The organism is Lysobacter cavernae, assembly GCF_042648505.1.
Lineage (GTDB): Bacteria > Pseudomonadota > Gammaproteobacteria > Xanthomonadales > Xanthomonadaceae > Lysobacter_L > Lysobacter_L cavernae.
Window position 1 is genome coordinate 87,621 of sequence record NZ_JBHRXK010000003.1, and the last position, 17,845, is coordinate 105,465.

11 protein-coding genes are annotated in these 17,845 nt (G+C 67.5%); 8 read left to right on the top strand and 3 right to left on the bottom strand.

The genetic code is table 11. The features are described 5' to 3' along the window. Window positions 1–600, top strand: a complete 600-nt coding sequence (locus tag ACFOLC_RS07570; RefSeq protein WP_386758644.1) for a cytochrome c3 family protein — start codon at window positions 1–3, stop codon at window positions 598–600. Between the two features lie 167 nt (window positions 601–767). On the opposite strand, the gene ACFOLC_RS07575 is transcribed toward ACFOLC_RS07570, so the two are convergent. Both ACFOLC_RS07575 and cysK read right to left on the bottom strand, forming a co-directional pair. Then, the gene (locus ACFOLC_RS07575; protein ID WP_386758645.1) at window positions 768–3,575 is read right to left on the bottom strand and encodes a TonB-dependent receptor; all 2,808 of its coding nucleotides are present in this window, start codon (window positions 3,573–3,575) and stop codon (window positions 768–770) included. 179 nt (window positions 3,576–3,754) lie between these two features. Beyond that, window positions 3,755–4,711, bottom strand: coding sequence for a cysteine synthase A (gene cysK, locus ACFOLC_RS07580; RefSeq protein WP_386758646.1), 957 nt, complete (start codon window positions 4,709–4,711; stop codon window positions 3,755–3,757). 321 nt (window positions 4,712–5,032) lie between these two features. Here cysK and ACFOLC_RS07585 point away from each other — a divergent pair, with 321 nt between their 5' ends. The 7 genes from ACFOLC_RS07585 to ACFOLC_RS07615 all read left to right on the top strand — a co-directional run bounded on the left by ACFOLC_RS07585 (window position 5,033) and on the right by ACFOLC_RS07615 (window position 15,720). Then, on the top strand, window positions 5,033–6,127 hold the full coding sequence (locus ACFOLC_RS07585; RefSeq protein ID WP_386758647.1) for an efflux RND transporter periplasmic adaptor subunit: 1,095 nt from the start codon (window positions 5,033–5,035) through the stop codon (window positions 6,125–6,127). A gap of 5 nt (window positions 6,128–6,132) precedes the next feature. Continuing rightward, entirely contained in the window at window positions 6,133–9,258 is a 3,126-nt protein-coding gene (locus ACFOLC_RS07590; RefSeq protein ID WP_386758648.1) for an efflux RND transporter permease subunit, read from the top strand. 481 nt (window positions 9,259–9,739) lie between these two features. Then, window positions 9,740–10,309 carry a GNAT family N-acetyltransferase gene (locus tag ACFOLC_RS07595; protein ID WP_386758649.1) on the top strand — a complete coding sequence of 190 codons (570 nt, stop codon included), beginning with the start codon at window positions 9,740–9,742 and terminating at the stop codon, window positions 10,307–10,309. Then, window positions 10,299–11,225: a TrmH family RNA methyltransferase gene (locus ACFOLC_RS07600; RefSeq protein WP_386758650.1), complete on the top strand. Its 927-nt coding sequence runs from the start codon at window positions 10,299–10,301 to the stop codon at window positions 11,223–11,225. Before ACFOLC_RS07595 ends, ACFOLC_RS07600 begins: the two co-directional genes overlap by 11 nt. 539 nt (window positions 11,226–11,764) lie before the next feature. Continuing rightward, complete coding sequence (locus ACFOLC_RS07605) at window positions 11,765–13,153, top strand: glutamate decarboxylase (protein ID WP_386758651.1); 1,389 nt, start codon at window positions 11,765–11,767, stop codon at window positions 13,151–13,153. A gap of 1 nt (window position 13,154) precedes the next feature. Further along, window positions 13,155–14,873 carry an aspartate:alanine exchanger family transporter gene (locus ACFOLC_RS07610; RefSeq protein ID WP_386758652.1) on the top strand — a complete coding sequence of 573 codons (1,719 nt, stop codon included), beginning with the start codon at window positions 13,155–13,157 and terminating at the stop codon, window positions 14,871–14,873. Between the two features lie 148 nt (window positions 14,874–15,021). Then, the gene (locus ACFOLC_RS07615; RefSeq protein WP_386758653.1) at window positions 15,022–15,720 is read left to right on the top strand and encodes an aspartate/glutamate racemase family protein; all 699 of its coding nucleotides are present in this window, start codon (window positions 15,022–15,024) and stop codon (window positions 15,718–15,720) included. A gap of 4 nt (window positions 15,721–15,724) precedes the next feature. Here ACFOLC_RS07615 and ACFOLC_RS07620 read toward each other — a convergent pair whose 3' ends face one another. Beyond that, complete coding sequence (locus ACFOLC_RS07620) at window positions 15,725–17,842, bottom strand: amylo-alpha-1,6-glucosidase (protein ID WP_386758654.1); 2,118 nt, start codon at window positions 17,840–17,842, stop codon at window positions 15,725–15,727. Window positions 17,843–17,845: the final 3 nt, after the last annotated feature.

Genomic DNA, 17,845 nt, shown 5'->3' on the forward strand with positions numbered 1-17,845 from the left:
ATGTGGCGCCGGACCAAGCTGTTGCTCGCCGAGTTCTGGCAGACCCTGCGCCGGCCCAGCGTGCACTACAGCCTGGGGTTCCTCACGCTGGGCGGATTCATCGCCGGCGTGGTCTTCTGGGGCGGCTTCAACACCGCGCTGGAGCTGACCAACACCGAAAAGTTCTGCACCGGTTGCCACGAGATGCGCGACAACGTGTTCGCGGAACTGAAGACCACGATCCACTACAGCAACCGTTCCGGCGTCCGCGCGACCTGTCCGGACTGCCACGTACCGCATGACTGGACCGACAAGATCGCGCGCAAGATGCAGGCCTCCAAGGAAGTCTGGGGCAAGCTGTTCGGCACCATCGACACGCGCGAGAAGTTCCTCAACCACCGCCTGGTGCTGGCCCAGCACGAATGGGCACGGCTCAAGGCCAACGACTCGCTGGAGTGTCGCAATTGCCACGACTACGACTCGATGGACCTGACCCGGCAATCGCCGCGCTCGGCGCAGATCCACCAGCGCTGGCTGGGCAGCCGCGAAAAGACCTGCATCGATTGCCACAAGGGCGTGGCCCATCACTTGCCCGACATGGCCGGGGTGCCGCAGGGGTGAGTGACGCTCAGCGCCATCGGGCCAGGCCCCCGATGGCCGGTGATGAAGGTCCAGCGACTTCAACCGGCCGAAATCAACGGTACTGGGGCTTGGCTACCATCGGGGTGAGGTGGTTCTCGCGGAAGCGACGAACAAACACAATTGTTCTGGGCATCATCTGAGAAGGTTCATTCGAACTCGTAGCGCACCCCCACCGTGAAGTACCGCCCGATCGCACCGCTGGAATGCAGCGGGTTGTAGTTCACCGCGCCGTAGGTCAGCGGGTCCAGGGGCGCGATCTTGTCGGTGAGGTTCTGCACCGAACCGAACAGCTGCAGCGACTCGGTCACGTTCCATTGGCCCGACAGGTCGATCGTGTAGAACGACGGCAGTTTGCAACCGCGCGGTGCATCGGAACCGTCGGCGAAGGAGTTCGCGCAGGGCGATGGGTTGCCGTTCTCGTCTTTCTCCTCGGTGATGTTATCGAGGCTGCTGATGTAGTTCACGATCGCGCTCACGCTCCACACGTCCATGTCCCAGGTGGCGCCGAAGTTGATCCGGTCCTCGGGGGTGCCGATGCAGTTGCTCACGTCGCAGTTGCCGTGGGTGCCGGCGTACTGGTGGGTGAAGGCGTCGGTGCGCTCGTAGGAGTTGATGTGACTCCACTGCAGGTCGAAGAGCAGGTCGCCGAAGCGCTCCATCTCCACGCGCTGGCGGATGTCGAGGTCGATGCCGCGCACCCGGGTCTGCGCCGAGTTGATGTAGTCGACTTCCACGGCCAGCAGCGTGCCGCTGTCGGGGACGCCGGGCAGGTTGTTGTCGTCGCGCACGACGCTACCGGCGGCGATGGCTTCCTCGGTGCTGCCCGGATTGATCTCGTTGCTGCGCTTGATCTCCCAGGCGTCGAGGGTCACCGAAGTGGTCGATGTCGGTTCCAGCACGAGCCCGAGGGTGTAGCTCTTCGATTCCTCCGGCAACAGGTCCGGGTTGGGTGAGGTGATGATCGCCACCGGCGTGTTGCAGTCGGAGGGCACGGCACCGGGTGCCGGTGTGCCGCCGGGGCAACGCACCGGATCCTGCGCGGTGGAGAATCCCGCGGCGCCGCCATCACCCGATTCGGCCGGATTCGGCGCACGGAAGCCCTCGGCGTAGGTGCCGCGCAGCGAAATCCACGGCGCCGGCGTCCACTTGATGCCGGCCTTGGGCGTGGTCGAGGTCTCGCCGTCCTTGTAGCTGTCGACGCGGAACGCCGCCGACAATTCGAGCGTCTCGGCGACCGGTGCCAGCAGTTCGGCATAGGCCACGGCGACTTCTTCCTTGCCGCTGTAGGCGGAAAACCCCAGGCCGATGATGTCGCCGACATCGGTGAAGGTCTGCGGCGTCAGCTCGACTTCCTGACGGCGGTACTCGGCCCCCAGGGCCAGGCCCAGCGCGCCACCGGGCAGGTCCATCAGCGAGCGCGAGGCCCGCGCGTCGAGTACGTCCAGCTGGGTGCTGGCGTTGGCGTGGATCGTCGGCGAGATGAACGCGTACAAGGCCGCGGAATTGAGGCCGGCGTCGCCACCGATGCGCCAGTAACCGACCGGGCTGTTGGGGTCGGTGAGGGCGGTGCGGACCGCGCTGTAGCGCAGGAAGCCGGTGCGGGTGTTGACCAGGTCAGTCTCCGAGTGCAGGTAGCCGACGTCGTAGTCCCAGGCCTCGCCGCTGCCCTTGATGCCGATCAAAAAGCGCGAGAACTGGTTGTCGTTGAAGGTGACGCGCGGGCCGACGTCGAAGGCCGCGTAGCGCAGCCGCGCATCGACGCCGAGCGGGTTGTCGGGGTGGCTCGCGCCGAGCACGGTGGCGCCGGGGCCGCTGCTGGCGTTGACCGGGCCGCCGGGGAAGCCCCAGGTGCCAGACACGCCCGAGGGCGTGTTGCGGAACTCGCTCTTCTTCTTCGAGTAGCCGAACTCGGTGTACAGCTCGGCCCGGTCGGACAGGGCGAAGCTGCCGCGCGCGAAGAAGTTCACGTACTCTTCGCTCGGGGTCAGGCTGCGGAAGCGGTGCGTCTCCCACAGGCAGCCGCCGCCCGGGTCGGGCGGGCTGATGGTGGAGAACTGCGCGCAGCCGGGCAGCGACTGGAACAGCGCCGTGGCCGGGTCGCGGAGGTTGCCGACCGGGCTGCCGGCATTGGCCGCGACGGTGCCGCCGCCGGTGATGGCGCCCTGCAGCGGGAAGAACTGGCCGCTGGCGATGCCGTAGCCGTACGGGCGCAGGTCGCCGTTGCCGATCCACTTGCGGTTGCGGCGCTGGGTGAGCTGGATCGCGTCGGTCTTGCTGGCCTCGAGGCTGGTGAAGAAGTTGTAACCGTCCTCCACCAGATCGCCGACGCCGGCGGTGATCGAGGCCTTCTTGGCATCGCCATCGCTGTCGCCGGACAGGCCGTACGAACCCTTGAGCACGACGCCGGTGAAATCCCGGCGCAGGATGATGTTGACCACGCCGGCGATCGCATCGGAGCCGTAGATGGCCGAGGCGCCGTCCTTCAACACCTCGACGCGCTCGACCGCTTCCATCGGGATCGTGCTCAGGTCGGTGAACACCTTCTGGCCGTCGTCGGCCAGGCCGAACGGCGCCATGCGACGACCGTTCAACAGCACCAGCGTCGACCCGGCGCCGAGGCCGCGCAGCGAGATGCCGGTGCCGCCGCCGGCAAAGCCGTTGCCGAAGGTCTTGGGCAGCGAGCCGGCGCCGTCGGAGGTGAGGGTCTGCAGGTAATCGGCGACGGTGGCCTTGCCGGTGCGGTCGATGTCCCGGCGTGTGATCACCTGTACCGGCGACGCGGTCTCGGTGTCGGTGCGGCGGATGTTGGTGCCGGTGACCTCGATGCGATCGAGCGTGGTTGGTGCGTCCTGGGTCGCGGCAGCGTCCTGGGCGAGGACGGTGGGCGCGGCACTGGTGACCAGGGCGGCGAGCAATGCGCGTCGGATGGCGCGGCTCAACGTGGCGTGCGTCATGGCAACTACCTACGGTTCGGGCCTCACGGGCCGACGATTGGAAGTTACAAGGGCGTTAACCGCACCGATGTGCGGGGATTGAGAAAACGATCAGCGGTGATCTGCAGGCCTGTAATCAGCGCTCGTCGCACTGCGGAAACTCGCGGACATCGATCGTCCTGCACTTACGCAAGTTCGTGCTACGCCAGCCCGGCCAGCCATGCGTCGTCGGAGCCCTCGTCGACGCCTTCGAACAGGAAGGTGCTCAGGTAGCGCTCGCCGGTGTCGGGCAGCATCGCCAGGATCACCGCACCGTCGTCGGCGTCCTTGGCGACCTCGAGCGCGGCGGCAACGGTGGCGCCGGCGGAAATGCCGACGAAGAGGCCTTCTTCGGCGGCCAGACGGCGCGCGGTGTCGCGGGCGGTGACGTCGTCGATCGGCACGATCGCGTCGGCGACCTGGCGGTTGAGCACCTCGGGCACGAAGTCCGGGGTCCAGCCCTGGATCTTGTGCGGCTGCCACTCCTTGCCCGACAGCAGCGCGGCACCGGCCGGCTCGCAGGTGGTGATGCGCACGTCCGGGCGCGCGACCTTGAGCACCTCACCGACGCCGGTCAGGGTACCGCCGGTGCCCCAGCCGGTAACGAAATGGTCCAGACGCCGGCCGGCGAAGTCGCGCAGGATCTCCGCCGCCGTGGTCTGGCGGTGGTAGGCCGGGTTGGCAGGATTGGCGAACTGGCGGGCAAGGAACCAGCCGTGCTTCTCAGCGAGTTCTGCGGCCTTGCGCACCATGCCGCTGCCACGTTCGGCGGCGGGTGTCAGGATCACCTTGGCGCCGTAGGCGCGCATCAGCTTGCGCCGCTCGATCGAGAACGTCTCGGTCATGGTCGCCACGAACTTGTAGCCGCGCGCGGCGCAGACCATCGCCAGGGCCACGCCGGTGTTGCCCGAGGTCGCCTCGATCACGGTGTCGCCGGGCTTGAGCAGGCCCTTTTCCTCGGCGTCGAGGATGATCGCGATCGCCAGGCGGTCCTTGACCGAGCCACCGGGGTTGAACGATTCGACCTTGGTATACAACGTGACCCGGGCCGGAGCGAGTCGCTGCAGGCGCACGATCGGAGTGGAACCGATCGTGTCGAGGATGCTGTCGTGGATCATGGGGCGACTCCTTGCGGGGCGGGAAGTCGGTAATACGGCGCCCCGCTGCCGGTGCGGCCATGGCGCCGATGCGGCGGGGCCGGGCATCGCGCGTTCAGGATGCTGGCGTCGACGCGGCTGTCGGCGCAGAGTGCCACAGCCGTGACCGTTGTCCAGTTGCGCCGTGCCCGTCGCGTCACGCGGCTGTGCGCATTGTGCTGTCAACCAATGGCCCAGGCGGGCGTTTACCTGCGACCGCTAGAATCGTCCCGATTTTCAAACTGCTCTGGCTTCAAGCCGTTCCGGCTTCGAGCCACTCGCTTCCCACGTTCAGAGAGACGCATGCGACCCACCATTGGACTCCGCGCGAGTTGCGCCCTGTTTTTTGTCATCGCCCTGGCCGCCTGCGGCCGCGACGGTGCGGCGCAGCAGAACGGCGGCGAGCGGCCGGTGCCGGTCACCACCGCGCAGGTGCGGGTGCAGCCGTGGAGCGACACCGTGCTGGCGCTCGGCAACGTCAAGGCGCGCGAGTCGGTGACGGTCACCGCCAAGGTCAGCGAGACCGTTGAGCAGGTGCATTTCAACAGTGGCGACGTGGTCAAGTCCGGCGCGCCGCTGATCACCTTGAGCGGTCGCCAGCAGCAGGCCGCCCTGAGCCAGTCCGAGGCCGCCGCCAAGGAGGCCGAGGCGCTGTACCAGCGCCAGAGCGAATTGGCCGCGCAACAGCTGGTGGCGCGTTCGGCGCTGGACACCCAGCGCGCGCTGCGCGATGCCACCCGCGCCCGCGTCGCGCAGATGCGCGCCGATCTCGGCGACCGCGTGATCCGCGCGCCGTTTGCCGGCGTGCTCGGCATCCGCCAGGTCAGCCCGGGCTCGCTGGTCACGCCGGGCACGGCGATCGCCACGCTCGACGACACCGAGCGCGTCTACGTCGACTTCCCGGTGCCGGAGGCGATGCTCGCCAGCCTGGCCACCGGTCAGCAGGTCAGCGGCACCAGCGCGGCCTACCCGGGTCGCACGTTCGAAGGCGCGGTCAGCACCATCGATGCGCGCGTCGACGAGGCCACGCGCGCGGTCACCGTGCGCGGCGACTTCGCCAATGGTGACCGCGCGCTGCGCCCGGGCATGCTGCTGCAGATGACGCTGTCGCGGCCACAGCGGCAGGCGCTGCTGGTGCCGGAAATCTCGATCGTGCAGGTCGGCACCGACTCTTACGTGTTCCGGGTCAAGCCCGACGGCAGTGTCGAGCGCGCCGACGTCAAGGTCGGCACGCGCCGTGACGGCCTGGCCGAGGTCACCGAAGGCCTGAACGCCGGCGACCGCATCGTCGTCGATGGCACCGGCAAGCTGCGGGTCGGCAGCAAGATCGTCGAAGGCGGGGCCAAGCCCGGTGACGCCCCGCCTGCAGCAGCCAAGCCCGACCAAGCCCGAGGCTGAGCGCCATGAACATTTCCGACCTGTCGATCCGCCGTCCGGTGTTCGCCACCGTGATGAGCCTGCTGTTGATCGTGCTCGGCGTGATGGCGTTCTCGCGCCTGACCCTGCGCGAATTGCCGGCGATCGACCCGCCGGTGGTGTCGGTCGACGTGACCTATCCGGGCGCGTCGGCGGCGGTGGTCGAGACCCGCGTCACCCAGATCCTCGAGGACGCCCTGGCCGGCATCGAGGGCATCGAGACGATCGAGTCGCGCAGCGTCAACGGCCGCGCCTCGATCAGCATCGAGTTCAGCCTGTCGCGCGAGATCGAAGCCGCCGCCAACGACGTGCGCGACTCGGTCAGCCGCGTGCTCGACCGCATGCCCGAGGAGGCCGACCCGCCCGAGATCGAGAAGGTCGAGAGCGATTCCGACCCGATCCTGTGGCTCAACATGAACTCCAAGCAGATGGACACGCTGCAGCTGTCCGACTACGCGGAGCGTTACGTCGTTGACCGGCTGTCGTCGGTCGACGGCGTGGCCCAGGTGCGCATCGGCGGCCAGCAGCGTTATGCCATGCGCGTGTGGCTCGACCGCGACGCGCTGGCTGCGCGTGGCATTACCGTCAACGATATCGAGGCCGCGTTGCGCGCGGAGAACGTCGAACTGCCGGCCGGTCGCATCGAATCCGACGCGCGTGATTTCACGCTGCGCGTGGCGCGCGGTTATCTGAAGCCCGAAGACTTCGCCCAGATCCCGTTAGCCAAGGGCAGCGACGGCTATGTCGTGCGGCTGGGCGATGTCAGCAAGATCGAGCTCGGCACATCCGAGCGCCGTGCCTACTACCGCAGCAACGGCGAACCCAACATCGGCCTGGGCATCGTCAAGACCTCCACCGCCAACAGCCTCGACGTGACCCGCGCGATCCGCGAGGAAGCCGACCGCATCCGCCCGTCGCTGCCGCAGGGCACCGACATCTTCGTCGCGTTCGACACCACGGTGTTCATCGAGTCGGCGGTGGAGCGCGTCTACCACACGCTGGCCGAGGCGATCGTGCTGGTGTTGATCGTGATCTGGCTGTTCCTCGGCAGTTTCCGCGCCGCGCTGATCCCGGCGGTGACGGTGCCGGTGTGCCTGATCGCCGCGTTCATCCCGCTGTACCTGTTCGGCTTCTCGATCAACCTGCTCACCTTGCTGGCGCTGGTGCTGTGCATCGGCCTGGTCGTCGACGACGCCATCGTCGTGCTCGAGAACATCCAGCGCCGCACCGACTTGGGCGAGCCGAAGCTGGTCGCCGCCGCGCGCGGCACCAAGCAGGTCGCGTTCGCGGTGATCGCGACCACCGCGGTGCTGGTCGCGGTATTCCTGCCGGTCGGCTTCATGGAAGGCAACACCGGCCGCCTGTTCCGCGAGTTGTCGGTGGCGCTGGCCGGTGCGGTGGCCATCTCGGCCTTCGTCGCGCTGACGCTGACGCCGATGATGTCGTCCAAGCTGGTGCGCCCGCACAACGAAGAGAAATCCAACCCGATCAACCGTTGGGTCAATGCGCGCCTGGACGGCCTGGGCGGGCGCTATCGGCGCTTCCTCGACCGCAGTGTCGACCGGCCGTGGTTGTTCGGCCTGCTGATGCTGGCCGCGATCGCGTTGAGCTTCGTGCTGTTCAAGGTGGTGCCATCGGAGCTGGCACCGCCGGAGGACCGCGGCTCGTTCCAGGTGTCCATTCTGGGGCCGGAGGGCGCCGGCTTCGACTACACCGTCAAGCAGGTGCAGCAGGTCGAGAAGATCATCGCCAGCCACACCGGCCCGGATCAGGTCATCCAGCGCTACAACCCGCGCGTGCCCGGCGGCTTTGGCGCCAGCGAGGAAATGCACACCGGTCGCGTTGCCGTGTTCCTGCAGGACTGGCGCGAGCGCGATGTCAGCACCGCCGACGTCGCCGAAGGACTGCGTGCGGAACTGGGCCAACTGACCGGCGTGCGCGCGATGCCGCAGGTCAGCGGCGGCCTGGTGCGCACCCGCGGCCAGCCGATCCAGATCGTGCTCGGCGGCCCCGAGTACACCGAGCTGGCGCAGTGGCGCGACAAATTGCTGGCGCGCATGGAGCAGAACCCGGGCTTCTTCTCGGCCGATTCCGACTACAAGGAAACCCGGCCGCAGATGCGCGTGGAGATCGACCGCCAGCGTGCCGCCGACCTCGGCGTCAGTGTCACCGACATCGGTCACGCGCTGGAAACCATGATGGGCAGTCGCCGCGTCACCACCTTCGTGCAGAACGGCGAGGAGTACGACGTCATCGTCCAGGCCGACCGCGCCCTGCGCGCGTCGCCGGCCGATCTGGCCGCGATCCAGGTGCGCGCGCGCGACGGTGCGTTGATCCCGTTGTCGAACCTGGTGACACTGCGCGAGCTGGCCGAGCCGGGCAGCCTCAACCGCTTCAACCGCCTTCGCGCGATCACCATCAGCGCCGGCCTGACACCGGGTTACCGCTTGGGCGATGCGATCGAGTGGCTGCAGCAGGCGGTGCAGGAAGAATTGCCCGAGCACGCCCAGGTCGACTGGAAGGGCGAGTCGCGCGAGTACCAGAAGGCCGGCGGCGCGGTGCTGCTGACCTTCACCCTGGCGTTGTTGATCGTCTACCTGGTGCTGGCGGCGCAGTTCGAGAGTTTCATCCACCCGTTCGTGATCATGCTGACGGTGCCGCTGGGCGTGCTCGGCGCATTGATCGGCCTGGCCCTGACCGGCGGCACGCTCAACCTGTTCTCGCAGATCGGCATCGTCATGCTGGTCGGCCTGGCGGCCAAGAACGGCATCCTGATCGTCGAGTTCGCCAATCAGCTGCGCGACGAAGGCCGCAGCATCCACCAGGCGATCGTCGAGTCCTCGGCAGTGCGCCTGCGCCCCATCCTGATGACATCGATCGCGACCGTGGTCGGCGCGCTGCCGCTGGTGCTGGCCGGCGGGCCCGGGTCGGCCAGCCGCGCCACGATCGGCATCGTGGTGATCTTTGGCGTGTCGTTCTCGACGCTGCTGTCGTTGTTCATCGTGCCGGCGTTCTATGTGCTGCTGGCCAAGTACACGCGCTCGCCGGAGGCGGTCGGCCAGGAACTGGAGAAGCTGGAGGCGGAGACGCCGCAGGTGGACGGGCACGCTTGAGTTTTTAACGCCCTCTCCCTTATGAGAGAGGGCCGGGGTGGGCATTGCCGCGGTCCGGTCACCCTCACCGTCATTCCCGCGAAGGCGGGCTCTGCTTTACCTCGGCGGTAGCCGAGCATCCAAGGACGTTGTTGTGGCCGTTGCTGTGGTGGCAAGCAACTGCAACCGCTTCCGTCCGCTTCCGCGGCCGGGTCACTTTTCTTTGCTGGCCCAAAGAAAAGTAACCAAAAGAAACGGCCTTCCTCGACAGGGCAAACCTAAGGATTCACTGCTGCGGGGATTTTCCGACTCGCCATCCTGGCTCGGTCGGAAAACGGCGTGCATCCATGCACGCCGCCCTTCGGGTCTAGCGAGATGGCGGGTTGTCGAACTCAAAAGCTCAAAAGCCAGCCCATCCCCCTTCGCCCGGAGTCGAAGGGCGGACGAGCCCGCGCCCCTTCCAAAATATCCGCTCCAGCTCGCAGCGGTTACCCTATCGCCCATGTCAGTAGCGCCACTTACCCGCGATTTTCAGGACGTCCGCCTGCACGGCGATGGCTTCGCGCTGCGGCCGTGGCGGCGTGATGACCTGGCCAGCCTGCTCGTGCACGCCAACGATGCAAAGATCGTGCGCGGGCTCAGCGACCGTTTCCCGCACCCCTACACCCGCGAGGACGGTGAGCGTTTTCTCGCCGGCGAGGTGGTGAACCTGGACGATCCCGTGTTCGCCATCGAGATCGACGGGCGCGCCTGCGGTGGCATCGCGGCCCATCCGGAGCGTGGCGAACGGCGGCATACCGCCCTGCTGGGCTACTGGCTGGGCCAGACCCATTGGGGACGCGGGATGATGACGCGCGTCGTCGCGCGGTACGCGCCGTGGGTGATGCAGGCGCTGGCGCTGTATCGGTTGCAGGCGACGGTGCTCGACAACAACCCGGCCTCGGCGCGGGTGTTGCAGAACAACGGCTTCGAAGAAGAGGGCGCGCAGCGTTGCGCCGTGGTCAAGTTCGGTGAACTGCACGATCTGCGTGTGTTCGCCAAGGTACGAAGGAGTTTGGACGATGCACCGTGACCCACCGGGTAATCCACCCCGCCGACCGCGATCGCCCGGTGCCAGTCCCTGGGGGCAGGCACCGTCGCGTGAGCGCGAAGCACGTCCGATCGAGCGTGCGCCACGCCCGCGCCCGTTGCAGGAACACCTGGATGACGGGCAGCCCGAGCAGGGCGGCGCGGCAGCAGCGCGCGAGCGCCGCAGCGTCGAGCTGCGCCTGTACGGCCTCAACGCGGTGCGTGCGGTGTTTGCGCACCGCCCGCAGGCGATCCGCAAGCTCTATCTCAGCGAGGACCGCATCCCGGCGCTGCAACCGCTGCTGAAATGGTGCGTCGCCAACCGCGTCGGTTATCGCGTGGTCGACGAGGTCGACCTGCACAAGCTTGCCGCCAGTACCCACCACGAAGGCGTGGTCGCCGACGTGCTGCGCGCAGAACCCGAATCGTTGTCCACCTGGCTGCGCGATCTGCCGGCCGGCCCGCAGTGCGCGCTCTGGCTCGACGGTGTCGGCAACCCGCACAACCTCGGCGCCATCCTGCGCTCGGCCGCGCATTTCGGCGTCAATGCCGTGCTGCTGCCGAAGCAATCGACGCTGGCGCTGTCGGGCGCGGCCGCGCGCGTCGCCGAGGGCGGCGCCGAGGTCGTGCCGATGGTGCGCCTGGGCCGTACCGACAACGCCATCGCGCAGTTGCGCAGCGCCGGCTTCACCCTCGCCGCAACGGTGGTGCAGGGCGGCAGCGACCTGTTCGCCACGCCGTTGCCGCAGCGCGTGATCTACGTGCTTGGTGCCGAGAGCGAGGGCATGGACCGCGATCTGGCCGCCGCCTGCGACCTGAGCCTGTCGATTCCAGGCACCGGTGCGGTTGAAAGCCTCAACGTCGCGGCGGCCACCGCGGTGCTGCTGGCTGCCTGGCGCAGCAAGCGCGTAAATGCCTGACTTGCGCGAGCGGGTCCGTGTGTGTTCTGGGCTTGCGCCGTGAAAAACGCCTGGATCGGCGTTATCAACAACCTGCCAGCGCATCAGGACGACGGGTCAGCGGCAAGCGCGCGCAGGCAGGGCGGCCGTTGACACTGCCTGCACGAGAGCCAGAGATACTCTGCTCAGTCCGCAGGGGGCAGGAGCAACACATGCAGCGAAATGGGGGTCTCGCCCGAAAGGGCGCGTTGGTGCTGCAGATCCGTTGGAAGCAGCGGCCTTGCGCTGCAACAGTCACCACATCGAAAGCCCGGTCGACCTGCTCTGCGCGATGGCAGCGTGTTTGTGGCTGACTCGCGGCTGCTCAAGGGCTGCTGCGTGATCATATGCACCACCGCTGGACGCTGCGGGCAACTCCGTCAAGGGGCAGAAGGCGATCGCGATGATCGTCCAGCAACTGGCGGCAGCGGCGTCTTCGAAACGGGTAAATAACCGCGTTCCGGTTTCACGGACGCCAGTGCCGGCCTGAGCATGCAGGCCGGCCTCAACGGAGGATCGACATGGCCCTGCACAAGGTCGGCAAGCGCAACGACACCATTACGGCACCCGCGGTCTATGCCACCGAATTGGCTGAGCGCACCTTGCCCAAGTTCCGGTTGCCCGAGCAGGGCTCGCCGCCGGCGGCTGCACTCGCCCTTGTCCGCGACGAGTTGATCTTCGACGGAAACTCGCGCCAGAACCTGGCGACCTTCTGCACCACGCGCGTCTCGCCGGAAGTGCAGCAGCTGATGTCCGATTGTGTCGACAAGAACATGATCGACAAGGACGAGTACCCGCAGACCGCGGAAATCGAATCACGCTGCGTGCACATCGTGGCCGATCTTTGGAATGCCCCGGACGCGGGTCAAGCGATGGGCTGCTCCACGACCGGATCGAGCGAGGCGGCGATGCTGGGCGGCCTCGCGCTGAAATGGCAGTGGCGCAAGCGCCGCCTGGCCGAGGGAAAACCGGCTGACCGCCCCAACCTGGTGTGCGGGCCGGTGCAGATCTGCTGGCACAAGTTTGCCCGCTATTTTGACGTGGAACTGCGCCAGATCCCGCTGCTGGAAGGCGCCACCGGCATGTTGCCGGAACAGGTCCGCGAACACTGCGACGAGAACACCATCGGCGTGGTGCCGACTCTGGGGGTGACCTTCACCGGCAACTACGAGCCGGTCAAGGAGATCGCCGCCGTACTGGATACGCTGCAAGCGCAGACCGGGCTGGATATCCCGATTCACGTCGATGCGGCCAGTGGCGGTTTCATCGCCCCGTTCCTGCAGCCCGAACTGGAATGGGATTTTCGCCTGCCGAGGGTGAAGTCCATCAACAGCTCCGGCCACAAGTATGGACTGGCCCCGCTGGGCGTTGGCTGGGTCGCCTGGCGTGACGCCGAGGACTTGCCGCCCGAGCTGATCTTCCGGGTGGACTATCTTGGTGGCGACATGCCCACTTTCGCGCTGAATTTCTCGCGCCCCGGCGGCGAAATCATCGCGCAATACTACAACTTCATCCGCTATGGGCGCGATGGCTATCGCCGCATCCAGCAGGCCTGCGTCGATACCGCGCGGTATCTGGCCGAGGAGATCGGCAAGCTCGGGCCGTTCGAGATCCTCTACGACGGCAATGGCGGGCTGCCCGCCGTCGCCTACACCCTGAAAGACCCGTTGGGCGCCGGCTTTTCGTTGTACGACCTGTCCGACCGTATCCGCATGCGTGGTTGGCAGATCGCCTCCTATCCGCTGCCGGCAAACCGGCAGGACACGGTCGTGCAACGCATCATGATCCGAAGCGGCGTAAGCCGTGACATGGCCGCGCAGCTGCTCGACGACCTGCGCCGCGCCATCGACTACCTGCGCAGCCACCCGGCCGCGCAGGACCACGAACATCGCGCCAGCTTCCATCACTGACATGGTCCATACCTTCTTCCAGTTTCTCGCCGACCAGGGCTTCATCACCCTGTTCTTCGTGCTCGGCTTGGGCAACCTGATCGGACGGCTCAAGATCGGCTTCTTCTCGCTCGGCTCCACCGCCGGCTCGATGCTGGTGGCGTTGCTGGTGGGCATCCTCGCCTTCGAGCTGGCGGGGGTGAAGTTCGCGATTCCCGACCTGCTCACCACCTTCTTCCTGGCGCTGTTTACCTATGCCATCGGCTTGCGGGTCGGCCCGCAGTTCGTCGACGGCATGCGCAGGGAAGGTTTGCAGTTGTCCATCCTGGTGATGGTCAGCTGCACCGTGGCTTTCATCATGGCCTTCGGCGGCAGCAAGCTGCTGAGTCTGGCGCCCGGTTATGCCCCGGGCATCCTGGCCGGCAGCAACACCGTCAGCGCGGTGCTGGGCGTGGCTACGGCGGCGGTCGACCAGGGCCTGTACCAGCCCAGCGGCGGCGTCACCGCCGAACAGGTCAAGGCCAACATCGCCGCCGGCTATTCGCTGAGCTACCTGCTGTCGATGCTCGGCATCGTGATGCTGGTGCGCAACCTGCCGGGCATGTTCGGCCACGACCCGGTGCAGGCGGCGAAGAAGGCGGAACAGGAATTCGGCACCCACGGCCATGCCCTGCCCGGCACCGCCGGCGCCTTCGAGCACGGCATGCAGCCGGTGGACGTGCGCGTGTACCGGTTGGACAACGCCGACTTCATCGGCCAGCCGGCCACCGCGGTCGGCCAGCACCTGGGCACGCCGGTACTGCGGGTGACCCGCGACAACGCGGCGCTCGCGCTGGATGCGACCACCACGTTGCGCAAGGGCGACCTGCTGACCGTCGGCGGCCGCATCGGCCAGCTGCTGCACGACCCGGCCGGGCTCGGCCCGGAGGTCGACGACAACGCCGCACGCACCTTCGAGGTGGAGCAGGCGGAGATCATCCTCAGCGGCAAGAACGTCACCGGCAAGACGCTGCAGCAACTGTTGCAGGATCCATCGTTGTACGGCGTGCGCGTGCGGGCCGTGTTCCGCGCCGGCCATGAGCTGCCGGCCAAGCTCGACATGCCGCTGCGTCGGCACGACCTGATCCGCGTCATCGGTCCGGCCGCGGCGGTGAAACGCGCCGCCGCTTTGGGCCACGCGGTGCGCCCGACCAACGTCACCGACGTGATCACCCTGGCCTTTGGCATCGCCAGCGGCTACCTGGTCGGCCTGGCCACGGTCAAGATCGCTGGCATCCCGGTCGGCCTGGGTGCGATGGGCGGCGTGGTGGTGGCCGGCATGCTGGTTTCGATCATGCGCTCGATGAATCCATCGATGGGAGGGCCGATGCCGGAAGGCGCCCGCGCCCTGCTGGAAAGCATCGGCGTGGACCTGTTCGTCTGCGGCCTTGGCCTGAACGTCGCCCCGGCGCTGATCGATGCGGTCTCGCACGGCTGGGACACCGCGTTCGTGCTGCTGCTTGGTCTGGGCGTCGCCATCGTGCCGACCTTCGTCACCTACGTGGTCGGCCTGTACGTGCTGAGGATGGACCCGATCATCCTGGCAGGCGCGGTGGCCGGCGCCCGCAACAGCACCACGGCGATGCGCGCCATCTCCGATCGTGCCCACAGCGACATCCCCTCGTACGGTTATCCGGTCACCTATGCGCTGAGTACCGTGGTGCTGCTGGTCTACGGTTATCTGGCGATGGTGATGTCGTGACCTGGGAGCCCTCGGCATGCGCCGCGCAATGCAGCGCGACGCATGTCCGGGGCGTTGATGGCTGGCAGCTGACCTTGCACCATCAGACGCCAGTGAGTCAGCCCACCATGGCGCCTCGTTACCTCAAACTCCATTGAGCAGAACCGGCATGCCCCAACACATCGGCATCGTGGCCTGCTCCGCCGAAGGCGCCGCGCTTTGTTATCGGACCATCTGTGCCGAGGGCGCGCAGCAGCTTGGTCCGCACGCCCATCCGGAGGTTTCGCTGCACTCGCATTCGCTGGCCGACTACGTGGCCTGCCTGGAGCGTGGCGACTGGGCTGGGGTGGGCGAGTTGATGCTCTCGTCTGCAGAAAAGCTGGCGAAAACCGGTGCCGATTTCCTGATCTGTCCCGACAACACCATCCACACGGCGCTGGCCTGCATCGAGGCGCGGTCGCCACTGCCCTGGCTGCACATCGCCGAGGTCGTGGCCGAGCAGGCCGCCGAGCGTGGATTCCGGCGCCTGGGCCTGACCGGCACCCGCTGGCTGGTCGACAGCGCGGTCTATCCCGAGAAGCTGGCGGCACGAGGGCTGCAGCACCTGCGCCCGACTGCCGGCGAACGCGACGAGATCAGCCGCATCATCATGGACGAGCTGGTCTACGGCAGCTTCAAATCCGAGGCCGTGGCCTACTTCCAGCAGGTCATGGCGCGGATGCAGGCCGAGGGCTGTGATGCGGTCGTGCTCGGTTGCACCGAGATCCCGTTGATCATGGACGACAGCAACTCGCCACTGCCGACGCTCGATTCCACGCGCCTGCTGGCACGGGCCGCGCTGCGGCGCGCGGTGCAGGGCACGGCGTAGTTCGCTAGGTGCGGATCCGTGCCGAGACGTTGGCGGCGTCGCGGCCTTCGATGAACACGCCAACGCGCTCGTCGATGCGCTTGAGCACGAGATGGGCGCGGCGCTCGCCGACGACGACATTGCGCACCACGACCTCGTCGATGCCGTGGGGCAGCAGCGGCCGTTCGATCACCACCTCGCCGCGCAGGCCGTCGATGGTGATGCCCAGGCAAGCCTGCAGCAGCATGAACGCCGAGCCCGCGGCCCAGGCCTGTGGCAGACAGGCCACCGGGTAGGCCACCGGGGCGCCGCCGTAGGCGCGGGCGAAGCCGCAGAACAACTCGGGCAGGCGCATGTCGAAATGCACCGCGGTCTCGAACGCACTGCGCAGCAGCGTCGACGCCCCGGCGCGTCCGCCGTAACGGGCGATGCCGGCCGCGCACAGCGCGGTGTCGTGCGGCCAGACCGAACCGTTGTGGTAGGACATCGGGTTGTAGCGCGCCTCGCCCAGCGCCAGGGTGCGCACGCCCCAGCCGGTGAAGAACGGCGGGCTCAGCAGTTGCGCAGTCACCTGCGCGGCGCGTTCGGCACTGGGCAGGCCGGTGTACAGCAGGTGGCCCGGGTTGCTGCCGCGCACCGCACACAGCGCGCCGGAGCCATCGAGGGCGATGCCGTAGTAGCCGTGCTCGGGCATCCAGTAGTGGCGTTCGACCTGGCTGCGAAGGGTGTCGGCGCGCGCGTGCCAGTGCAGCATCGCGGTGTCGTCGCCGCGGCCGGCGGCCAGCTCCGCCATGGCGCGCAATGCGGCGAACACATAGCCCTGCACCTCGATCAGGGCGATTGGCCCCTCCGGTGAGCGGCCGTCGGCATGGAACACCGAATCGGAGCTGTCCTTCCAGCCCTGGTTGGCCAGTCCCGTGGATTCGCCGCGGGCGTAGTCGAGAAAACCGTACGGGTTGGCATCGCAGACGCGCTCGATCCACGTGGTCGCCGCCAACAGAGCCGGCCACAGCGTATCGATGAAGGCGAGATCACCGGTGCGTTGCGCGTAGGCGCCTGCGAGCATCACGAACAACGGCGTCGTATCGACGCCACCGTAATAGCGGCCGAACGGCAGTTCACGCAACACCGCCATCTCGCCCTTGCGGGTCTCGTGGAGGATCTTGCCGGGTGCGGCGTCCATGAACGACGACTCTTCCTGCGCCTGGTGGCGGGCCAGGAAACTCAGCACGCCATGCGCCAAGCCCGGGTCCAGCCACAGGGTCTGCAGCGCGGTGATCACCGCATCACGGCCGAACGGCGTCGAAAACCAGGGGATGCCGGCGTACGGGTAGGGGCCGGTGTCGAGCTCGCTGGTCAGCAGGGCCAGGTCGGCGCGCGACCGCTCCATCCAGGCATTGAACAGCGGGATCTCGCTGCGCACCTGCGCGCTGCGCCGCTGCCGGATGCGCATGCGCACGCGCGCCTGCGCGGCCGCCATGCGGAAACGGGCCTGCGATGGCAGGTCGTCGACCGGGGCACCGGCTTCGAGGTAGAGCACCTTGCGTGCGCCCACCGGCAACACCAGCTCGAACGCCAGTGTGCCCGCGCGGGTGTGCAGGGGCGCCTGCGAAAACGCGACCGCGGCCGTGCGCAATGCTCCGTCGAGGCCGCGATAGCCGAAGCGCAGGCCGTATTCCTGGGATTCGGGTGGCAACAGTTCGCCGCGCGCCGCGCGCGTGCTGCCACGCACCTCGAACATGTCGCGGAAATCGGCGGACGCCTCGAACTGCAACGGCAGGTGCACCTCATGAGTGCCGTAGTTGACGAAGGCCAGGCGCTCGTACATGCGCTCATCGCAGAGGAAGCGCGTGCGCTTGATGTGGACCAGGCCATGCAACGTGGTCTGCCCGCCCAGTGGTGGCAGCTGGCGGTTGGTGAGATGGGCGACGAAGAAGACGTTGTCGCGGGTCACCATCGAGCTGAGCAGGGCCGGCGCCGAGTCACCCATCTGCAGCTTGAAGCGCGACAGCAGGCGGGTGTCGTTGTGGAACTGGCCGTCGCTGTTGCCTTCGATGTCGCCGTAGCCATTGGCGATCAGGAAGCTGTCGCCGTCCTTCAGCACGAAGTTCGAAAACAGGGCGGCGGTCGCGGCCGGGTCCATAGC